Below are 20264 nucleotides of genomic sequence, written 5' to 3' on the forward strand. Positions count from 1 at the left end.
AAAAATATGCTAGATCCCCAGTTGTTACGTGAGAATGCCAGCTATGTTGGCGAGGAGCTTGCCAGGCGCGGCTTTCATTTTGATGTAAAAGCCTTTACAAAGCTTGAAGAGCAGAGAAAAATTCTGCAGGTTGCGACACAATCCTTGCAAAACGAACGTAATCAGCGATCCAAAGCCATCGGTGCTGCCAAAGCCCGCGGCGAGGATATTGAGCCTATGCGAGCCGAAGTGCACCGTTTGGGTGAGGCGCTTGAGCTTAAAAAAAATGAGCTGGAAGTGATTTTGCAGCAACTGGAGCACATCGCGCTGGGATTGCCGAATTTGCCGCATGAATCCGTTCCAGCTGGAAAAGACGAACAGGATAATGTCGAGGTACGTCGATGGGGACAGATCCCCGATTTTGATTTTCCCGTCAAGCCCCATGATGAACTTGGCGAACAACTGGAACAGATGGATTTCAGTCTGGCGGTTAAAATCACCGGCAGCCGGTTTGTCGTTATGAAAAACCAGTTGGCGAGGCTGCATAGGGCCCTGATTCAATTCATGCTTGATATTCACACGCGAGAACACGACTATCAGGAAATTTATGTTCCCTACATAGTCAATGCCGACAGTCTGCTTGGTACCGGGCAGTTGCCGAAATTTGAAAATGATTTATTCAAACTGAGCGGTGATCAGAATTACTATTTAACCTCCACGTCGGAAATTCCGGTAACCAACACGGTACGGGATACCATTTTATCCGTAGAGGATTTGCCTGTTCGCTACGCCTGCCATTCTCCTTGTTTTCGCAGCGAGGCCGGATCGTATGGCAAAGACACCAAAGGCATGATCAGGCAGCATCAGTTTGAGAAAGTGGAGCTGGTATGGATTACCGCGCCGGAATCGTCTTTTGAGGCACTGGAGACACTGACTCGGCATGCGGAAGTCATACTGCAACGCCTGAATCTCCCTTACCGTGTCGTGACGTTATGTACCGGCGATATGGGTGCCGGGGCTGCGAAAACGTATGATTTGGAAGTCTGGTTGCCCAGCCAGAACACCTACCGGGAAATATCGTCCTGTTCTAACATGACCTCTTTCCAGGCGCGGCGCATGAAAGCGCGATACCGCCATCCGGAATCCAGGGAAACGGAACTGGTTCATACGTTAAACGGTTCCGGTCTGGCGATAGGTCGTACGTTGGTCGCCATTATGGAGAATTATCAGGACAAGGACGGTCATATTCGGATCCCGGACGCGTTAAAACCGTACATGAACGGGCTGGATGTGATTACGGCAAATACCTGATTGTTTATTCATGGAAACAGTCCATAAGGATTATGACGAGCCATGTTGCAAACGCTGTTGGCCATTTTATTGCTGGAAGGATTTGTAACCATTTCCGTTGAAATCCTGACTATTCGCCAACTGATACCCTTTTTTGGCAACAGCGTTATTATTACCAGCATCATCATCGGGTTTTTCTTACTGTTTCTGGCTCTTGGCTATTGGCGGGGCGGCAGTTATCAACATGATTTTTATCGAAAATTAAGCAACAACTTCATCCGCGCCATGATATGGATTGGTATCGGCTTAAGTTATGTTTTCATTCTTTTCTTTTATTACCTGACAGCCATTCGGTTGCTATTCCCTTACTGGATCAGTTTGACCCTGTACCTTTTACTGGTTTTGGCACCTATCGTTTATTGGCTTGGGCAGACCATTCCGTTAACAACCAATTTGTTTAACCAGCAATTGAAAGTCAGTCACATCAGTGGCCGCGCCTTGTTTCTTAGCACGATTGGTTCTTTTCTTGGCGCGCTTGTCACGTCGTTATTATTGTTTCAGTATCTTGGTGTTGCCTGGACCGTATTTATTAATTGTCTGCTGCTATATGGTCTAATCATTCAATTGCGTTCCAGCGCGGATTTGCATTGGGGGTCTGTTCTTATGCTTCTGATAGTGATCCTGCTCATTATGATCATTAACATCAATTATGAGAAAAAATTATTCAAGCTCACGAATAATTATGCCAATTATCAGGTTCTCGAAACGAAAGAGTTCAATAAAGTTCTGCAAATCAATTTATCCGGAAGTTCCATGTTATCTTCGGACAGGAAAGCCTATCCCTACATCGAATTCATTAGAAATCTGCTCTTTGAGCAATTACAACTCCGTCATAAAAAAATTCTGGTGATTGGCGCGGGAGGATTTTCCCTGACGGCATCGGGAACGAATAATAACGAGGTGACCTATGTGGATATTGATCCGGATATTAAGGAACTGGCTGAAAAACATTTTTTAGGGGAGCCTGTTTCCGGACGGTTTGTCGGGCAGGACGCGCGTCTTTATCTCAATCAGGATCCACAACGTTTTGATGTTATCGTATCAGACGTTTACAGCAATCAGGCTACGGTTCCGGAATCGATGCTGACTCGGGAGTATTTCCGGCAACTGGATTCTCATCTCAAGCCACATGGCTTTATTGTGGTGAATATTATTGCCAGCCCATTCTTTCGGGATACTTATAGCAAAAGGGTGTACAACACCGTTCATCAGGTTTTTCCTTTTTGCGCGGTTATTCCCTTGCACTGGCACGAACAAAAAAGCAATGTGATTTATATTTGCGGCAAACAGTCCCCCGACAAGTCCGTTTACCGCGATGATTTGAATAGCGCGACATTCGATTATTTTACGGGTGGTTTCTAGGTTCCGTGAACAAAAATTTTCTTCGCACCATTTTTTGCGAAAAACCAGTAGCCCGTAAGGAGGCCTGCGGCCGTATTGCGGGTTTGATGTGCCACTTATGAACGTTTTCCCGCATTACGGCTTCGCCTTCATGACGGGCTACAAGACATTATTAGTTGTTGCGCAACAATAGTTGCCTTGTTTTCGATCGGAAAAAATTTATTCACAGAGCCTAGTACAACGTTTCACTGATTCTGTCCTGTTGCCAAGGAGACAGGAGAGGTAGGTCGGGCGCCTGGCCCGACCTACGACTTGACCCGCTGTCGCAGCAATAACAAACAAGCAAGACAACTTCAGTGAAACGTTGTACTAGTACCTCATCTATTTAGTTTTGGCAGGCGCCTGTCATTCCCGCGCAGGCGGGAATCTATGGCTAAATTGGCTCTGTGCTATATCAGGCATAAATTCCCGCCTGCGCGGGAATGACAAGAAATGGCACACTTTGTCGCCCGATTTCCTGTAGCCCGTCATGAAGGCGAAGCCGACATGCGGGAAACCGTTCATACAGGTACTCCCCTGTTCTCCTGGTACCCTATTGGACCATGAAACCCGCAATACGGCCGCAGGCCTCCTTACGGGCTACCGTTCTTTTGTAAAAAATGGTGCCTGGACCGAGTAATTATAGACCAAATGTCATTTCCGCCGCTTCGGGTTCCTTGTCCATGGTCTCCGTGCTACTGTGGTCTGGTACTGTTGCCAGCGCTGCAAGGCATTGCTTCACGGCTTTAGTAAATTTGTCATCTTGCAGGCGGTGAACTACCGGTTGGTTATGTTTGTCCTCTTTCGATCCGATAACGATATCATGCTCCTCTCGCTTCAGCAGCGCGGCTTGTTGTTCAATCAATTGCCTGAATGTTTCATCATCGGTTTTATAGGTAATCACAGACAACACGCTTGTCGCTCGTTCATAATGATTACGGCCATATACCCAGGACTTTTCATATTCGTCCATATAATTTTTCAGGCTATCCAAAAACTCCGCCCTGGGTTTATGCTCTTTTATCCAGGAAATGACCATTTCTACACAGGGGGTTTGCAGAAGTTTCTGTAACCGGTCTTTTATGTCCTCGGTCACCGTCACCGCATTGCTGGCAATTTGCTCAACCAGTGCGATGTCATGCTGCAAAAGCGACGCATGCCTGGGTATTAGCTGATAGCGTTGCCGTAAATCAATAATATTTGGCTCATGTCTATTCCACCAGGGTTCTTTATTTTTATTTTGCTTGCGAATGGTACTGCGGATGCTAGCTTTAACCCAATAATCCCGCCCACTGATTAACTCATCACTGACATACTCTTCAATGAGCGGGTATTGATCCTGTTGAAAAGCACTTTCAATCAGGCAGTTAACAGAAGCGATAAAGAGTTTTTCGATGGTGGAGCTGGCGAGAGAAAAGAATAAGTCATTCGATTTTGGTTTTTTCAGGGTTTTTTCAATTTTTAAACGCTTCTTGAATAACGTTTTAACCAGATCCAGATGGCCATCGCAGAGGGCTCCTTCTATTGCTGTTTGTAAAAGGGACGATTTTTCCCTGTTCACATCGGTTTCAGTGCAGGGACTGGTTCTTGCCTTATATTTTTCTATATTTCTCTTCCGCAAGTCATTAACCAGTTTTTTATGACCGCCCTGGGCCGCGGCTTTGAGGGCGGCTTTTTCCAGAGATTGTATTGAGTTGCTTAATTTGATGGTTTCATCAAAGGATTTGAGATTGTCTTCGATGGTTTTAAACAGGGCAAACACTCTTGTGTCATTTCCTGCAAAAGCGGCACCTTCCACGGCGGCTTGCAGCAATCCCTCTTCGCATTGCTCTGAAAAGGAGAACTGTTTCAATATTTCGTCAATCGCTTCTGTTTGATCCTGAATGGCTAACGCCTTGATAATCGGGTTCCAATAGTTTCGCTTCTTACGATTGGATTTCTCGATATGCCTTGCGCATACCCTGGCTAAAATGGATGTATCGTCGGGCTCCGGGTTTTGCAGCAATATTCTTATGTCATCATAATGCCCGCCGAGTACCGCGCCAAATAAAATACCGTCGGTGGTGACTCGATAATGATCAAAAAGCAGGGCAACGGCTTCCCATTGTCCTTCCCTTGCCAAATGACCGGCCGGCGTCAATGCCAGGTGTCGTGTGTATTGGTCAAAATTGCCGGACGAATATTCTTCCCGGTAAAGGCGTTCCAATGTCCAGATATCGTTTGTTTGCGCCGCTTCAACGACCGAGTCAAAAAATCCCATGTTTTACTCCCTTAACGTCCTTGAGTATGCATGCTTTTCATCGTTGCATGGTGCTCAGGTAAAAAAATGCCTGTGTAGGATAGCTATGCCCTGCTTTTTTTTCAATCGAAAATAATTCCCTTGACAGAAGCAATGCAAATCTGGTGCAATCGATTGCATTGTTTTTCAAAGTAAGGAAGTCCTGTGAATCAACGCTTGAGAGGTAAATCCTGCCTGATTACCGGCGCCGCCCGCGGCATGGGTGCTGCTGTAGCCAAACATTACGCTGCTGAGGGCGCCAGGGTTTGTGTGACCGACATCAACCTGGAAGGTTGTATGGAGGTTGTTGACCATATTCTTACTCATGGGGGAGATGCGGTGGCAACCCGGCTGGATGTCACCAATCGCCGGCAAATGATGGATGCGGTGAACCTGACCGTGCAATCGTTCGGTTCGCTGGATGTGATGGTAAACAATGCCGGGGTTAACAAACCCATGTTGTTTCTTGATATCACGGAAGAAAACTGGCGTCAAATCATGGATGTCAATGGCCTTGGTGTCTTGATTGGTATGCAGGAAGCCGCAAGGCAAATGATTCGACAAGGCGCGGAAAACGGGCCTTACAAAATTATTAATGTCGGCTCCATTTTGTCCCGCCAGTCGTTTGATGATGTTATCCCCTACAGTTGTTCCAAACATGCCGTGCTGGCCATGATAAACGGCGGCGCGAAAGCTCTGGTTAAACACAATATCACCGTAAACGGGTACGCTCCGGGTGTCGTGGATACGGAATTATGGGAACAACTGGACAGGGATCTGGTTGAAATTGGCAAGTTTGAGCAACACGGCGAATCCATGGATAAACTGGCCCAGGAAATGATTTTGATGAAACGCTGTTCCACACCGGAAGACATCGTAGGCACGGCGACATTTCTTGCCAGTTCCGATTCGGATTATATGACCGGCCAATTGCTCATGATTGACGGTGGAATCGTAATGCAGTAGCGCTTGTTGACATCAAGCCCCCATACAGGAGTACTTATCATGAGAGAATTCAGTCCTACCGAACCGGTGCAAATTTATGAGAGCGATATTGATCCCCGGTGGAACTGGCAACGCCCGATTCCATCTCCCGGTCGCATGGCGGTGGATTTTGAAGAGCGGGTTGATTTCAGACGATTGCATAATTATCGTCTGGCCCGGACTCGCAAGGCGCTCGCCGAGTCCGGATTAGGCGCCATGTTGTGTTTTGACAACAACAATATTCGCTATCTGACCAGCAGCGTTATCGGAGAGTGGGCACGCGATAAAATTTGTCGATATTCGTTGTTTACCGGTAATTCGAGTCCGTATTTATGGGATTTTGGATCGGCGGCCGCCCATCATCGTCTCCACGCGCCCTGGCTCGAATCTCATCAGTGCCGCGCCGGCATGCTGGGGTTGCGGGGTTCCGTCAATCAGGACGCGGGATTATTCAAACGGGCCGCCCGGGAAATCGCTGATTTACTGCGCACGGATGGTGTCTTTGAAATGCCTCTGGGAGTGGACGTGATTGAACCGCCCATGCTGTTTGCTCTGCAAGCCGAAGGTATTGATGTACGTGACGTGCAGCAGGTGATGCTCAATGCCCGCCAAATTAAAAGTATGGACGAAATCATTTTATTAAACACGGCAGCCTCCATGGTCGATGGTGCCTACCAGATGATATCGGAGCATTTGAAACCCGGTATGAGGGAAAACGAACTGGTGGCTCTGGCTAACAAATTTCTCTATGAGCAGGGGTCGGATGATGTCGAGGCTATCAATGCCGTGTCCGGCGAGCGTTGCAGTCCCCATCCGCATAATTTTACCGACAGGATGTATCGCCCCGGTGATCAGGCGTTTTTTGACATCATTCAATCCTACATGGGATATCGTACTTGCTACTACCGCACCCTCAATGTAGGCAGTAAAACCCAGGCTCAGGAAGATGCCTACGCCAGGGCTCGGGAGTGGATTGACGATGCCATAGCTTTGGTGAGGCCGGGCGTCACCACGGATAAAATCGCCGCCGTCTGGCCGCGTGCCCAGGAATTCGGGTTTGAATCCGAAATGGAAGCCTTCGGGCTGCAATTTGGTCATGGCCTGGGGTTGGCGTTGCATGAACGACCGATCATCAGCCGGCTGGTTTCCTTTGAACATCCCTTTGAATTACAGGAAGGCATGGTCTTTGCCCTGGAAACCTATTGCCCCGCCGTTGATGGCAACGGCGCGGCTCGTATCGAAGAGGAGGTCGTTGTAACGGCAGACGGGTGCCGGGTGATCACGTTATTCCCTGCCGGGGAATTGTTTGTCGCTAACGCCTATTAGGCTCCATTGCAATGGTGAAGGATTTTGTTCACGAAACCCAAGGAGAAATGATGCCTGTTTATGTCTATGAAACGATTGAAAACGAAGAGCAATGTTTTGAGTTTTTACAAAACGTCAATGATCCTCCTTTATCCATTCATCCCGATACGGGAATAAAAATTCGACGTATTGTTGTGCCCGGGGTGGCGGTAAAAACCCGGGGACTGCCCAAAGGCATGAAGGTCAATAAATCAAGCCCGGCGGCTACCGCCTGCGGTTGTAGTTCCAAAGTGCAGAAGAGTATGGGGCATCGCTCCTGCGGACATTGAAAGGTGAACCATGAAGAAGAAAAAAACATTAAACTCCGGCACGTTATTGCGAATGTACCGGCAAATGGTACGGATCCGTGTCTTTGAAGACAACGCGAATGAATTGTATTTATCCGCCAAAATGCCGGGATTAACCCATATGTATTCCGGTCAGGAAGCCGTGGCGGTAGGCATTTGCGAAGCGCTGACGCCAGCGGACACTATTACCAGCACCCACCGCGGACATGGCCATTGCGTCGCCAAAGGGGCGCAATATGAGCAAATGTTTTGCGAACTCCTTGGCAAGCGGGAAGGGTATTGTCGAGGAAAGGGTGGTTCCATGCATATTGCGGATCAAGGCAATGGCAATCTCGGAGCCAATGCTATTGTTGGCGGCAGCATGGGGATAGCCACAGGCGCGGCCTTGAGTGCAAAATACAGGAATGACAATGCCGTTAGTGTGTGTTTTTTCGGCGACGGTGCGCTGGGTCAGGGTTTGCTTTATGAAGTGATGAATATGGCGGCACTTTGGTCTTTGCCAGTTATTTATGCCTGTGAAAACAATCTTTATGGGGAATACACCAAAGTATCTGAAATGGCGGCCGGTGATTTGAAAGCCCGGGCGCAGGCTTTTGGCATTGAGGCGCATGAAGTAGACGGGCAGGATGTTCTGGCGGTGCATCAACTGGCGCAAGAACTGGTGTCCCGAGCCAGAGCCGGTGAGGGGCCTTCTTTTGTGCTGTTAAACACCTATCGGTATTTCGGCCATCACGTAGGCGACATTGATCGACGTTATTACCGCAGTAAGGAAGAGGAAATTTACTGGAAAGAGCAGCGCGATCCCATTCAAATGCTTGGTCAATATCTGATAAAGAACAACATCGTCGATCAGACGCGACTGGATAGTATCCGCCATGATATCGAACAAGAGGCGCAAAACGCGGTGGACTATGCTTTAAACGCGCCGTACCCCCAGGCATCGGAAGTAAATCAACACGTATATGCGACACAGGAGGAAATATGAGAGAGATAACCTGGGCAAAGGCGGTTAATGAGGCCATCTGTGAAGAAATGCGCGCTGATCCGACCATTTTGCTTATGGGAGAGGATGTGGCCGAAGCAGGGACGCCTTTCAAGGTGTTGTCCGGACTGGCGGAAGAGTTTGGCACTCAACGCATCATCGACACCCCCATTTCCGAGCCGGGATTTGTCGGTATCGCCGTTGGCGCGGCCATGACCGGATGCCGTCCTATCGTGGACATCATGTTTGGCGATTTTTTGTTTCTGGTTATGGATCAGCTGGCAAATCAGGCGGCCAAGCAACATTATATGTCTGGAGGTAAACTCAAGGTGCCTATGGTCTTGCGCACCAATCTGGGAGCCACTCGCCGTTCCGCGGCGCAACATAGTCAAAGCCTGCATGCCATGGTGGCTCATATTCCCGGACTTAAGGTTGCCATTCCGTCCACGCCCTATGAAGCCAAGGGACTCTTGAAAACGGCGATTCGCGATAATAATCCGGTCGTATTTTTTGAAGACAAACTCTCGTACCAAATGAAAGGCCATGTTCCGGAAGAACCTTATCGGATCCCCTTTGGCCAGGCTAATATTAACCGTTTGGGAAAGGACATCACGTTAATCGCATGCAGTTCGATGGTACAGGTCATCGAAGAGGCGGCGGATGTTCTGGTCGAACACAATATTTCAGCGGAGGTCATTGATATTCGCACCATCGTGCCTCTTGACGAAACAACCCTCATTGAATCAGTAAAAAAAACCGGCCGGGTGATTATTGTGGATGAAGGGCATCAGAGTTTTGGTATTACCGCTGAAATTGCCAGTCGACTGGCGGAAAAAGCGTTTTATTATCTTGATGCGCCCCTGATTCGCCTCGGCGCCATGGACGTGCCTGTCCCTTTTTCTCCCGCCCTGGAGGATTTAACCGTACCGACAGCACAATCGGTTATTGAAAAAGCCCAACAATTAGTTTCAGGAAAGATTTGCCATGCCGCATGACATTATTATGCCCGTTTTGGGAATGAATCAGGATACCGGATCCATAGCCTGTTGGCATAAAAAACCCGGTGACGCCATCGCGGTTGGCGACATCATTATGGATGTTGAAACGGATAAAGCGGTTATGGAAATCGAAGCCAGACACTCGGGATTTCTTGGCAAAATTTTCTATGAAGCCGGGAGCGAGGTTCCAGTGGGTAATGTCGTCGCAGTCATTGATCCAGCGCCGGAGTTCGAGAATCAAGCGTCAGAAACCGGACAGGAGGAAATAAAAGCACCTGCGCCGCATCCACTAAAAACCCAACCTTCGGCCACGGTTATCCCCCTGGTGTCGGAATCGGTATTGGCCTCACCGAAAGCCAGATCTCTGGTAAAACAACACGGCATCACGTTACAAGCCGTGGCGCACCATTGCAACAGAAGTATTGTGCATGCAGCCGATGTAGATCAATTTATCGCGGAGCAACAAGCGCTCTCCGATGATGTGAAAACGCTGCCTAATCCGGCGCCGGTTCCACGACAAACCTGCCGTCTTGTCATAACCGTGTCCAGTGACGGTATGAAAGATTGCGAGAGCTGGTTATTACGGCAACAAGATCATAATTCGCGAAACGCAGGCCATCTGCTCGCTACTCTGGCGGCATCATTAATGCGCTCGCATCGGTTGTATCAGGATACGGCACCGCTCACCATTCAAGTAGACAATTGGGATGGCCAAGCCATGAGCGAAAGTTATATTTCCGATCCTGATTACGGACGTTTTTCCCGGCTGGAAATCCACTCCACTGCTACAACCGAGCCGTGTCTGCATGTCTTATATCTCAGCGGATCTCATATTACGGCGCTCTCCATCGAAAACAGTCCCATGCCGACTATTCTGGTCACCGACAAGGAGTCCGGATACGAAATCTTAATCAGCGGATTTGATACGGCTAAATTGTCCGAATTGATCCGGTTTGCGCAACAGTTGGCGCAAGCCATTGAGCAACCCTTGTTACACCTCACTTGAGCGGAGAGTAAGACCATGCTGGATTTGGAAGAAATAAACACGGGGATAAAAAATATTTTGGAACCCGTAATCAACGGGGTGAGTATGTCCACAAAAGATACCCTGATCCTGAGCAATCCTTACGACGATACACCGTTCGCACAACTCATGCTGGCCGATGCGGCGCTTATGGAGCGCGGTATTGCCCAGGCAACAGGGGCCTTTTCTCAAACCAGAGCCTTATCTGCCTGGCAACGCAGCAACATTCTTAAAATTATTGCGGAAAAAATTCAACAACGCCGTTCGGAACTTGCCGAGGGTATTACCACTGAAAGCGGGAAGCCTGTTACCGCAGCTTTTGCGGAAGTCGATCGCGCACAGTTTACCTTTCAGGTCGCAGCCGAAGAAGCTTTGCGTATTAATGGCGACATTTTTTCACTCGACTGGCTCCCAGATCAGTCACGAAGAGAGGCTCATCTTCATCGCGTGCCTCGCGGCCTTATCGCTGGCATTACGCCTTTTAATTTTCCGCTCAATCTTGTGGCCCACAAGGTGGCTCCTGCCCTCGCTGCCGGAAATCCTGTGATTATCAAACCTGATCTGCAAACGGCCATGACCGCCATCCGTCTGGGACAAATTATCATTGAATCCGGATGGCCGGCCAATGCTATTGCAATCGTGCCTTGTCGTAACGACGTGGCTCAGGCACTGGTCAGCGATGAACGTATTCGCATGCTCAGTTTCACGGGCAGCCCCAGGGTTGGTTGGGAATTAAAAAGACAGGCGGGTAAAAAACCGGTAACGCTGGAGCTGGGTGGCAATGCCGGTAATATCATTGAGCCCGATGCCGATTTGGAGTATGCGCTGGATCGCGTGGTATGGGGCGGTTATCTCAATGCGGGACAGACCTGCATCTCGGTTCAACGGGTATATATCCATGATACCATTTACGAGGACGCCAAAAATATATTAATTCGTAAAGTCAAGGCACTCAAATCTGGCGATCCGAAGCATCGAAGTACCGTGGTCGGTCCGGTCATCAACCAAATTGCCGCTGATCGAATTGAGCGCAGCATTCAACAAGCCGTTGCAAACGGCGCTCAGGTGCTGGTTGGGGGAGGGCGGCATAATCTGGTGATTGAGCCGACTTTGATCGAAAGCTGTGACGAGAGCTTAAGTATTGCCAAAGATGAAATCTTTGGCCCCATTGTTGTCCTTTCTTCCTACCGGGATTTTACAGAAGCTATCACCAAAGTCTCTGATTCCGACTATGGATTGCAAATGGGATTGTTTACCCACGATCTGCGCAAGATACAATATGCCATTGACACGGTAGAGATTGGCGGTATAAATATTAATGACGTGTCGACTTTTCGCATTGATCATATGCCTTACGGGGGTGTTAAAGCCTCAGGAACGGGGCGGGAAGGAATACGATACGCAATAGAAGAAATGACGGAAATGAAATTAGTTACGTATAATTACATCCACCCGTACATTACCGGTGCATAACTGTTCATGAAAAAGCGTATTCGTATCAAAGACGTTGCAGACTATTTAGGAGTCAGCACGTCTACCGTATCGCGGGCACTAAACCCTGGTCTCCGTGCAAAAATAAGCACGGAAGTCATTGCTCAAGTCAGGGAAGCGGCTGTAAAACTCGGTTACGTGGCGGATTATACCGCCCAGAGCTTGCGCAAACAAAAAACCCGCACTATTGGTATCGTGGTACCCGATATTCTCAATCCGCTCTTTCCCGCTATGATCAAAGGCGCGCAGGATTATTTATCCCGGGAGGGTTATGTCACATTTATTGCGAGTTCCAATAATAACCAAACCCTGGCCATTGCCGAAATCCGGAATCTCATTGCCCGGAAAATCGATGGTATTATCATTGCGAGCGCGTTTCTTAAAGACAGTAGCGTAAATTATTGTGTCCGGCAGCAGCTTCCCATGGTTCTGGTCAATCGTTCCATTCATGACGAACATGCCGCCCATCGGGTAATCAATGACGATATATATGGGATTGAACTTGCGATGAATCACTTGCTCGAACTGGGACATCGCCATATTGTTCACTTTGCCGGGCCGCAAGTCATTTCGCAAGGGAAGGAACGATTAAGTACCTTTCTTGATTACTGTGCAAAACATGAACTTGAGAGGGACGTGATACCGCTCGATGCTTTTACTATAGAGGCTGGCATGCAGGGTGCGGAGCTATTCCTCAAGCGTCATAAAAAAGCGTCCGCCATTCTGGCGGCAAACGATCTAATGGCAATTGGCGCCATACAGCAATTGCAGAGCAAGGGCTATGAGATTCCCGGCGATTATTCCGTTGTGGGTTTTAATGGCATGTTTTTATCCGACATGATCTCGCCGTCACTCACCACAATTCAAGTGCCCCATCAACAATTGGCTGAACAGGCCGCACGTCTTTTGTTGCAGGAAATCGCCACACCAGGTGCCCCAAGGCAAACCTTGCTGCTTACCCCGAAACTTATCGTTCGGGCAAGCAGCGGACTCTGCCGGGGCTAATTCATTCCTTTGCTGTAACAGCACCTGTGAATGGTCTTGCAAGAAATTCCGGTCGGGGCGAGAGGCCGTTAAACGGTTCAACGGGTGTATTTTCGACGCTGTTATAGACAAAAAAGATATTGCTCCTCGGCATAGGCGCCATATTGTCAGGTGAACCATGCAACAAATTCCCTTCATGGAAAACAACCGTACCCGGCGGCCCATAAATGCCTTTCATGCCAAACTGGTTGACCATTTGCGCCAATAACTCTTTGCCAGGCACACCATAAGTCTGGTTGCGCAGAGAGGTTTTAAAATTATCCTGGGGCGTTTCGCCGACACAACTAATAAAATACTTATGGGACTGGGGGATCACAAATAAGGAGCCGTTAAATTCATTATTCTCCGTTAAAAATACCCAGCCTGTTAAAATTCGCATCCCCGGGATCCCATCTTCCGAGTGCCATGTTTCAAAATCAGAATGCCAGGAAAATGATTTGCCGCTCAAACCGGCTTTTACGTTAATACGCGAGTGATGGATGTATACCTCGCTATCAAGAATTTGCTCTGCTGCGTGCAACAGGTTCCTGTCACAAGCCAGAGATTTACAAATATCACTATATTTTTCCGGCGAGAAAACGGAACGTACCATATTACTGTCCGGTTCCAGGATCAGCTCCTGTTTTCCTGCAAGCTCGACTTGCATTCTCGGGATCTCCGCGAGCACCTCATCCACTTTATCAGCCAGCAGGCCGGGCTTGATGAGATAACCATGGTGTGCGAAGAAATCGAGTTCGGCAGAAGACAACAGATTATGTCGTTTTCCCTCACCATAAACGACAGGTTCCCGTCGTGGAATAATGTGTTCCTTGCTGTCGTTACGCGTTGGGTAAATATCCATTTTGGTCACAGTACTCTCCTGCAGGCGCTTGTTTTTCTTTCAGATCAGGCGATTTTTAAAAATTGTCAGAAGGGTACTGTAGAATGAGCCCCGTTTTTTTGCAACCCATTGTTGTACCAATACCGTCAGAGCCCGGGGGCAGGTTCTGTAAATTAATTTTCAAGAATTCATTTGCTGACCGGGAATTTCGTAGCCAACATAATCGGGTGGCTCGGCGGAGATATCCACGTCATTTGTCATTTCAGGAAAATATTTATTCAGAAATTGACCAACGGTAAGCGTTTCATCCAGTAATGGATCTTGATCTATCTTCTTATGGAAGCGTGGGGCACACGACACACGACGACTTTTGGTGAGCGTTTTTATCTCGGATCCACCGAACAACCGAGATTCCTCTAACCATGTCGTTAATGGCGTATCGCGCTCTACTTCCAATAACGGCTTAATTATTTCATTTGTAAACAGACCTCTAACTCTTGCAACATTAACAAATTCCGAGGCCGTTTTTTTACCGGTTTCAGGAGATTCTATTTGTCTAATCGAACCATGGTACGTATCATAGTAATCTTTCTTTTCCTGTAACGCGCGTGCAAAGTCAAATCCTGTCTGCGCTGCCATACGTTTATCAAAGTCAACCACGCCTTTTATCATGTCCAGATGGGTGCTGCAGTGCATATCGTCACAGCGAAACCAGGAGTTAAATAATATGTTCTTAACATAGCTGTTATGATCATCCAATGCGACGCATAAGTCCGTCAATGAACGGTATCGGGCATCTGTCAATCGGCCGTCGCGATCATGGATAATGGTGTTGATATTTGCTAATACCTTCGAGAACTGCTCTTCGGTAATCATTTGCCTGCCCTTATTCGTATACCCGTCTGGTTTACGTAATTCCACATGAGCTATTTTTTTTAAGTGCGCCAGTATGATGCCTGATTGTTTTTCAGTAATTGTATCGCCACGTATATCAAGTTCTTCAACAATCTCAATCAAGGCCTTGTAGCAAACTTCCTCGATAAGGTTGTGTACAAAAAATATGTTTTTAGCGTTCTCTATTTCCGTCTTTGAGCATTCACTACCTGAATGTTCTGCTTTGGCACGTAATTTCTCAAAAGCCTGGTTATAACAGGTGACCCTTTTTTCCTGCTCGGTAATGTCCGGGCGCATATAAAGTCCCGCGTATTCCCAGACTCCATGGCCTAATAGGACAAGAGCTCCGGCTACCGGGTTAATGGCTACGGTCGAATAGGCGGCCATTGCGCCAAATGTTGCACGTACGTAGTATAACGTTTCAGAGGAGAGGTTTTGAGGCAGATAGTCTTCAAGGTTTTCTAAAAATTTCATGACTCATGCTTGTAAACTTTTCAAAAAGTTCGAATAGTCTACCTTGTGAACATTAAGTCATTATTAAGATTTTCTTAAGTTATATATTTTAAAGTATATGGCAAATTACCAAACTAACCCAAGCGTTACTATGTACATCAACGAACAAGAACTAGCAGAAAGCGCAGTAAAATATGCGCAAAATACAATTAGAAGGTCATTTAACAAGGATATCTACGAAAAATTAAAAAAATGTCCGGACAATTTTAAACTTGAGCCTAATGATCAAGATACTAATTATAAAGATGATAACGATATTAAAACGTTTGAGGAATATATATGGCATTCTGAAGGAGGCCGCTATAAATTTACGTTCAACTACAAGATCAATGAAATAAAAAAGATGGGTTTGGGCAATTGCGAGGAATTCGCATTATTAGTTTTAGATTATCTGTCGCAACAAAGGTCACAGGGATTATTGCCTGAGAATTGGCAAGCGTATCGGGCAGAATTTTCCGACCGGTCAGGGCAAATGGATCACTGCGTGGTTGTCCTTAATAATAGCCTTGTCATCGATGCCCATCTTAATGATATTTACCCGCTATCTGAATTACCCGGGAAAAAAGTGCCCTGTACGGATTTTAAAAATTCAGTTATGGAAGTTTTTTTAATGGAATATAACGACGACGAAGATGAATTAATACCCTGTGAAAGTTTAGAGTCAATCAATAAAGAGAAAGAAATGATTGAACAATGGATAGAACAGTCAGAGTTCAGGGATAACATACGTGAAATACAAGCTGAAATGTCAGAACTGACAAAAATTAAAACAAAAGAGGCGATAGAAAAAGCGGAAAGGGTTTACCAGGCCATAGCTCGAACAGTATACGAAATAGTTGTCATCACGGAATATGAGCAAAGAGATATTGAAGCGGCCCATGACTTTAAATCTTTCCTGGAATTGAAACCTGTCAAAACGACCGTTGCCTTGGCAGAAAGTATAAACGAAGCATTAAATATACAACTTGCCACAGAAGAGGTAAAAAACGATATTATTGACGGTCTTATACAAACTGTAGAAAAATATACAAACTCGATTAAGAGTCAAGTTCGTAAATTATCATCCTTGTCAATGATGAGCTTTTTTTCTGAATCAAGAAAGGATTGCGTTGGGAGTCTGGATGTCAATGATCAAATGCCAGTCTGTACCAAATCTGCTGATAAAATCAGCATTTCCCGGGTATAAAAAAACCTGTATGCACCCTGTAATGAAATTCTGTTTTTGTAAAAACGTCTATAACCCTGGATTTAATTGGTCGGAGTGACAGGAATTGAACCTGCGACCCCTGCCTCCCGAAGGCGAATTTAAATATTTCTCCATAGATTTTCATGTATCCCCATGAATAAATCCCCCTTGTAAATAAAGGGCTAAAGTGCTTTTTAAGATGTACAGTGACATATTGTTATGTTACATTTCACAATGAATTTGCACTCTATATGCACTCTCTTTCAAATTGGTCAGACACTGCCCCACCAATTTGAATATATTACACCAATTTCATTGGGTATAGAAAAAAGTGTGCGAAAAAATTGAAATGTTGTGGTGGTATAGATTATAATATAAACAACCATACCCGCCACGCCTCTTCACAATGCGAACCACGGCGGGTTATTTTTTTATGGACAAGTCAAAATACAATAAACCAGCACTTTCCTCAGATGAAATTTTCAATCTAATCGAATCGAAAAACATCCAGATTCATGATCGTTCTCTAGCAACCCTGTATTTAAAAACAGTTAGTTACCATAGATTATCCGCCTATCTTGATTGTTTGATCAATAATCATAATGAAAATAGCCCGCCCTCATTCGAGGATGCCTGTCAAATTTATCAGTTTGACAGAAAGTTGCGTTTGCTCATTAATGATGCTCTTGAGCGTATTGAGATTGCATTCCGCACCAGCTTGTCTGATACCATGAGTTGTTTACATTCTCCCCATTGGTATTTAGACGCATCATTATTTAAAAACAAGGAAAAACATCAGTTCTTTATAACACAAGTAGATGCGGCTTGCCGAACATCACATGAGCCACAAATAAAAGAATATTATAAGCGGTACGATGAACCACCGTATCCTCCCAGCTGGTTGGTGTTTGAAAATTTATCTTTTGGCGTTTGTATTAATGTTTTTGGCAACATCAAAAAGCTTGGTGAAAAGAAATTAATTTGTCATTTATTCCAAGAGCATCCTACTACGATGGAGTCTTGGTTGAGTTCTTTGAGATATATGAGAAATTTATGCGCTCACCATTCTCGCGTTTGGAATCGTTGGTTTGTGATTTGTCCAGCATTATCATTTTTATTCAATAAAAAATTCGATAAAGAGCGTACCTGCTATGCTCAGCTTATTGTATTGGATCGGTTATTAAAAATAATTGCCCCTGAGAATGACTGGAAATCCCATTTAAAAAAATTAATGAAATCGTTTAAGCGTTTGCCATATCAAGAAATGGGATTCTCCATTGATTGGGAGTCAGATACTTTTTGGCATAAATAAAGACGGCCCTATAAAATCGTTTTTCCTGTGGGTTAAGCTAAGTCGATGAAAGGGCCCCACAGGCGAACCATAGGCCTTACCCGTGAACCTGATTATAGTGATTTTTGATCTTTTAGATCAAATTTTATCGAGGATATAAAGATAGAGGGCAAATATGCAGGCAAAGATTAGCAATTCGTTATTAAAAACTTTGCAGCCACAAGAAAAAGTTTATGATGTCAGAGATACTCATTTGAAGGGATTTTTAATCAGAGTACATCCCTCTGGCAGCATGAGTTATATCTGCCAGTATAAAAGAGGTCGTCGTATTAATTTGGGCAAAGTCGGTGTCATCACTGCAGCGCAAGCGCGTGAAAAAGCCTTGGAAGTGTTAAGCAATGTTAATAAGGGCATTGAGCCGACAGCAAGCAAAGGAATCAATAAACCGAAGACACTTAAAGAATTTATTGAAACTGAATATAAGCCTTGGGCCTTATCTCATCAGAAAAGAGGCCAAGAAACCGTTACCAGGCTTACCCGTTGTTTTGAAAAATTACTACACAAACCTCTCATAGAAATTTCCACATCCACCATAGAACAATGGCGTACAAAACGTTTAAATGAAGGAACATCGAATGCAACCGTTAACCGAGATGTTACGATTCTTAAAGCTGCAATAAGAAAAGCACACGAATGGGGTGTCATAGATCACTATAGTTTACAAAACTTAAAACCATTAAAATTAGATCATTCTGCTAAAGTACGTTATTTGTCTTTAGAGGAAGAATCACGCTTGCGACAAGCCTTGTTGGATCGAGAAGAACAATTGAAAAAGGAACGATGCAGTGCAAATGAGTGGAGGAAAAAAAGAGGTTATCCATTTTTACCAGAGTATAATGATGAAGAGTTTAGCGATCATTTAACACCAATGGTGCTATTGTCGATAAATACTGGATTACGACGAGGCGAATTGTTTCATTTAACCTGGGATATGGTGAATCTGTCTGAAGGCTCATTGATTTTGTCTGGTGAGATTACAAAAAACAAAAACTCTCGCTTTATTCCACTCAATGATGAGGCTTATAAAATTTTGGATCATCTGCATAAAAAAGCAGAGACAAAAGAAGGATTGGTTTTTCCAAGTAAAAACAATCAACCATTTTACCATGTGAAACGCTCATGGGGATCGTTATTGAAAAAAGCGAATATTACGCAGTTTAGATGGCATGATTTACGACATCATTTCGCGAGTAAGTTAGTGATGGCAGGGGTCGATCTGAATACGGTTCGTGAGTTATTAGGTCACTCTGATATTGCGATGACGCTGAGGTACGCACATTTAGCGCCGGAGCATAAGGTGAATGCAGTTAGAAAAATAGATTGGTCAACACAGGGATAGGAAAATGAATAGTCATATTCCAAAATATACGGAAAGATCAGTAACGCCCCGCACTATATTACCCAGCCATCCCAAAATAATTAAGGTGGGGTGAAGTAGGTTGGTCGATGCAAGGACCAGTATCATGAATGCTCGTAAGCCCTAATTTGATAAGGCATCAAATTTCCATCGATGCCAAATAACTGGGGCGATGGATAAAATTGAGTCTGCTGAAATAACGGGATCACTGACTGATGTTTTGTTGTTATTACAAACCAATAAATACTTATCTTCACTTTTAATCAACCGGCGAAAAAAAATACCGTCTGTGGTTTCCACAATACAATTATGCCCCACACATTCTCCCTTCTTGTCCCGATCAATAAACTTAATACCACCGATAAAATCACCAGACATATACTCTGGTTCCATTGCATCATCTGAGACCATTATCACAACAGCGTTTGGGTTATTCGTTTTAAAGAAGTCTATTTCTTTTTGTATGGCTTGTTCTGAGACGAGAAGGTTACCAACTGTATCTGTAAGAAATGGATAATTTTGAAATTCATTTTCGATTATTGATGGGCCTTTTCCTATGCCTTTTAATAACCAATCAATTGAGCAACTCACATCATATTGATTAAGTATTTCTACTAAAGAAGCAGCTTTGGCTTTATTTAAAGGGTTTCTTCCAAGTTCCCATGATTGAAGCGTATGGATACTGATTCCATGCTTTTCTTCCAAATCTTTTCGAGATAAGCCAGCAAGCATACGCGCTCTTTTGATGCGTTGCCCCATTGCAGAACTATCTTTTTTTACTTTAGTAGCATTTTTCATAAATATATCTTTACATTTATACGCAATATATGTATATAATAAATTATTATGCGTATTCTGAGTATAAATAGCATGAATTTATACGCCTTGTAAGTGTAAGGATGCCTCTGAAATTAATTATTTTCAACAACTTTATAGAGGATTAAGTTTTTGGAAGTCAGTTTCAAATAGGAATTTAAGTAA

General features: G+C 45.2%; 17 protein-coding genes. 13 read left to right on the plus strand and 4 right to left on the minus strand.

The window, feature by feature from the left end; translation table 11 throughout:
* Positions 1-6 precede the first annotated feature (6 nt).
* Positions 7-1290, plus strand: coding sequence for a serine--tRNA ligase (gene serS / locus CKW05_RS03555; protein WP_058482239.1), 1284 nt, complete (start codon positions 7-9; stop codon positions 1288-1290).
* Positions 1291-1332: 42 nt separating this feature from the next.
* Positions 1333-2691 (plus strand): fused MFS/spermidine synthase, encoded by a 1359-nt coding sequence (locus tag CKW05_RS03560; protein ID WP_058482238.1) that lies wholly within the window; start codon positions 1333-1335, stop codon positions 2689-2691.
* Between the two features lie 658 nt (positions 2692-3349).
* On the opposite strand, the gene CKW05_RS03565 is transcribed toward CKW05_RS03560, so the two are convergent.
* Positions 3350-4969, minus strand: coding sequence for an ankyrin repeat domain-containing protein (locus CKW05_RS03565; RefSeq protein ID WP_058484822.1), 1620 nt, complete (start codon positions 4967-4969; stop codon positions 3350-3352).
* Between the two features lie 183 nt (positions 4970-5152).
* Between CKW05_RS03565 and CKW05_RS03570 the strand changes: the two genes are divergently transcribed.
* From CKW05_RS03570 to CKW05_RS03605, 8 genes are read left to right on the plus strand one after another with little or no spacing between them, the layout of a single operon-like run.
* Positions 5153-5953, plus strand: a complete 801-nt coding sequence (locus CKW05_RS03570; protein WP_197697351.1) for an SDR family NAD(P)-dependent oxidoreductase — start codon at positions 5153-5155, stop codon at positions 5951-5953.
* A 39-nt stretch (positions 5954-5992) separates the two neighbouring features.
* Positions 5993-7297, plus strand: a complete 1305-nt coding sequence (locus CKW05_RS03575) for a M24 family metallopeptidase (protein WP_058484821.1) — start codon at positions 5993-5995, stop codon at positions 7295-7297.
* An 11-nt stretch (positions 7298-7308) separates the two neighbouring features.
* On the plus strand, positions 7309-7605 hold the full coding sequence (locus CKW05_RS03580; RefSeq protein WP_133141193.1) for an FmdB family zinc ribbon protein: 297 nt from the start codon (positions 7309-7311) through the stop codon (positions 7603-7605).
* Between the two features lie 10 nt (positions 7606-7615).
* Entirely contained in the window at positions 7616-8608 is a 993-nt protein-coding gene (locus tag CKW05_RS03585; RefSeq protein ID WP_058484819.1) for a thiamine pyrophosphate-dependent dehydrogenase E1 component subunit alpha, read from the plus strand.
* Positions 8605-9600: an alpha-ketoacid dehydrogenase subunit beta gene (locus tag CKW05_RS03590; protein WP_058484818.1), complete on the plus strand. Its 996-nt coding sequence runs from the start codon at positions 8605-8607 to the stop codon at positions 9598-9600. Before CKW05_RS03585 ends, CKW05_RS03590 begins: the two co-directional genes overlap by 4 nt.
* Positions 9590-10609, plus strand: coding sequence for a biotin/lipoyl-containing protein (locus CKW05_RS03595; protein ID WP_058484817.1), 1020 nt, complete (start codon positions 9590-9592; stop codon positions 10607-10609). The genes CKW05_RS03590 and CKW05_RS03595 overlap by 11 nt, the downstream gene beginning before the upstream one ends.
* Positions 10610-10624: 15 nt before the next feature.
* On the plus strand, positions 10625-12100 hold the full coding sequence (locus CKW05_RS03600) for an aldehyde dehydrogenase family protein (protein WP_065238447.1): 1476 nt from the start codon (positions 10625-10627) through the stop codon (positions 12098-12100).
* A gap of 6 nt (positions 12101-12106) precedes the next feature.
* Positions 12107-13123, plus strand: a complete 1017-nt coding sequence (locus CKW05_RS03605; RefSeq protein ID WP_058484816.1) for a LacI family DNA-binding transcriptional regulator — start codon at positions 12107-12109, stop codon at positions 13121-13123.
* A gap of 1 nt (position 13124) precedes the next feature.
* On the opposite strand, the gene CKW05_RS03610 is transcribed toward CKW05_RS03605, so the two are convergent.
* Both CKW05_RS03610 and CKW05_RS03615 read right to left on the minus strand, forming a co-directional pair.
* Positions 13125-14003, minus strand: a complete 879-nt coding sequence (locus CKW05_RS03610) for a phytanoyl-CoA dioxygenase family protein (RefSeq protein ID WP_058484823.1) — start codon at positions 14001-14003, stop codon at positions 13125-13127.
* A 159-nt stretch (positions 14004-14162) separates the two neighbouring features.
* On the minus strand, positions 14163-15350 hold the full coding sequence (locus CKW05_RS03615) for a hypothetical protein (protein WP_058484815.1): 1188 nt from the start codon (positions 15348-15350) through the stop codon (positions 14163-14165).
* 130 nt (positions 15351-15480) lie between these two features.
* Here CKW05_RS03615 and CKW05_RS03620 point away from each other — a divergent pair, with 130 nt between their 5' ends.
* The 3 genes from CKW05_RS03620 (at position 15481) to CKW05_RS03630 (ending at position 19265) form a co-directional block, all read left to right on the plus strand.
* Positions 15481-16575, plus strand: a complete 1095-nt coding sequence (locus CKW05_RS03620; protein WP_058484814.1) for a hypothetical protein — start codon at positions 15481-15483, stop codon at positions 16573-16575.
* A 433-nt stretch (positions 16576-17008) separates the two neighbouring features.
* Positions 17009-17887 (plus strand): Abi family protein, encoded by an 879-nt coding sequence (locus CKW05_RS03625; protein WP_065238448.1) that lies wholly within the window; start codon positions 17009-17011, stop codon positions 17885-17887.
* Between the two features lie 154 nt (positions 17888-18041).
* The gene (locus tag CKW05_RS03630; RefSeq protein WP_058484812.1) at positions 18042-19265 is read left to right on the plus strand and encodes a site-specific integrase; all 1224 of its coding nucleotides are present in this window, start codon (positions 18042-18044) and stop codon (positions 19263-19265) included.
* Between the two features lie 141 nt (positions 19266-19406).
* Here CKW05_RS03630 and CKW05_RS03635 read toward each other — a convergent pair whose 3' ends face one another.
* Positions 19407-20081, minus strand: a complete 675-nt coding sequence (locus tag CKW05_RS03635; RefSeq protein WP_058484811.1) for an XRE family transcriptional regulator — start codon at positions 20079-20081, stop codon at positions 19407-19409.
* Between the last annotated feature and the right edge of the window lie 183 nt (positions 20082-20264).

It is taken from the genome of Legionella spiritensis (assembly GCF_900186965.1).
Lineage (GTDB): Bacteria > Pseudomonadota > Gammaproteobacteria > Legionellales > Legionellaceae > Legionella_C > Legionella_C spiritensis.

Bases quoted from the DNA above. Each gene is read 5' to 3' on its own strand.
- CKW05_RS03595 (WP_058484817.1), top strand. From the start codon at position 9,590: ATGCCGCATGACATTATTATGCCCGTTTTGGGAATGAATCAGGATACC.
- CKW05_RS03635 (WP_058484811.1), bottom strand. From the start codon at position 20,081: ATGAAAAATGCTACTAAAGTAAAAAAAGATAGTTCTGCAATGGGGCAA.
- CKW05_RS03615 (WP_058484815.1), bottom strand. From the start codon at position 15,350: ATGAAATTTTTAGAAAACCTTGAAGACTATCTGCCTCAAAACCTCTCC.
- CKW05_RS03610 (WP_058484823.1), bottom strand. From the start codon at position 14,003: ATGGATATTTACCCAACGCGTAACGACAGCAAGGAACACATTATTCCA.
- CKW05_RS03605 (WP_058484816.1), top strand. From the start codon at position 12,107: ATGAAAAAGCGTATTCGTATCAAAGACGTTGCAGACTATTTAGGAGTC.
- CKW05_RS03575 (WP_058484821.1), top strand. From the start codon at position 5,993: ATGAGAGAATTCAGTCCTACCGAACCGGTGCAAATTTATGAGAGCGAT.
- CKW05_RS03590 (WP_058484818.1), top strand. From the start codon at position 8,605: ATGAGAGAGATAACCTGGGCAAAGGCGGTTAATGAGGCCATCTGTGAA.
- CKW05_RS03560 (WP_058482238.1), top strand. From the start codon at position 1,333: ATGTTGCAAACGCTGTTGGCCATTTTATTGCTGGAAGGATTTGTAACC.
- serS (WP_058482239.1), top strand. From the start codon at position 7: ATGCTAGATCCCCAGTTGTTACGTGAGAATGCCAGCTATGTTGGCGAG.
- CKW05_RS03620 (WP_058484814.1), top strand. From the start codon at position 15,481: ATGTACATCAACGAACAAGAACTAGCAGAAAGCGCAGTAAAATATGCG.
- CKW05_RS03585 (WP_058484819.1), top strand. From the start codon at position 7,616: ATGAAGAAGAAAAAAACATTAAACTCCGGCACGTTATTGCGAATGTAC.
- CKW05_RS03630 (WP_058484812.1), top strand. From the start codon at position 18,042: ATGCAGGCAAAGATTAGCAATTCGTTATTAAAAACTTTGCAGCCACAA.
- CKW05_RS03580 (WP_133141193.1), top strand. From the start codon at position 7,309: ATGGTGAAGGATTTTGTTCACGAAACCCAAGGAGAAATGATGCCTGTT.
- CKW05_RS03565 (WP_058484822.1), bottom strand. From the start codon at position 4,969: ATGGGATTTTTTGACTCGGTCGTTGAAGCGGCGCAAACAAACGATATC.
- CKW05_RS03625 (WP_065238448.1), top strand. From the start codon at position 17,009: ATGGACAAGTCAAAATACAATAAACCAGCACTTTCCTCAGATGAAATT.
- CKW05_RS03600 (WP_065238447.1), top strand. From the start codon at position 10,625: ATGCTGGATTTGGAAGAAATAAACACGGGGATAAAAAATATTTTGGAA.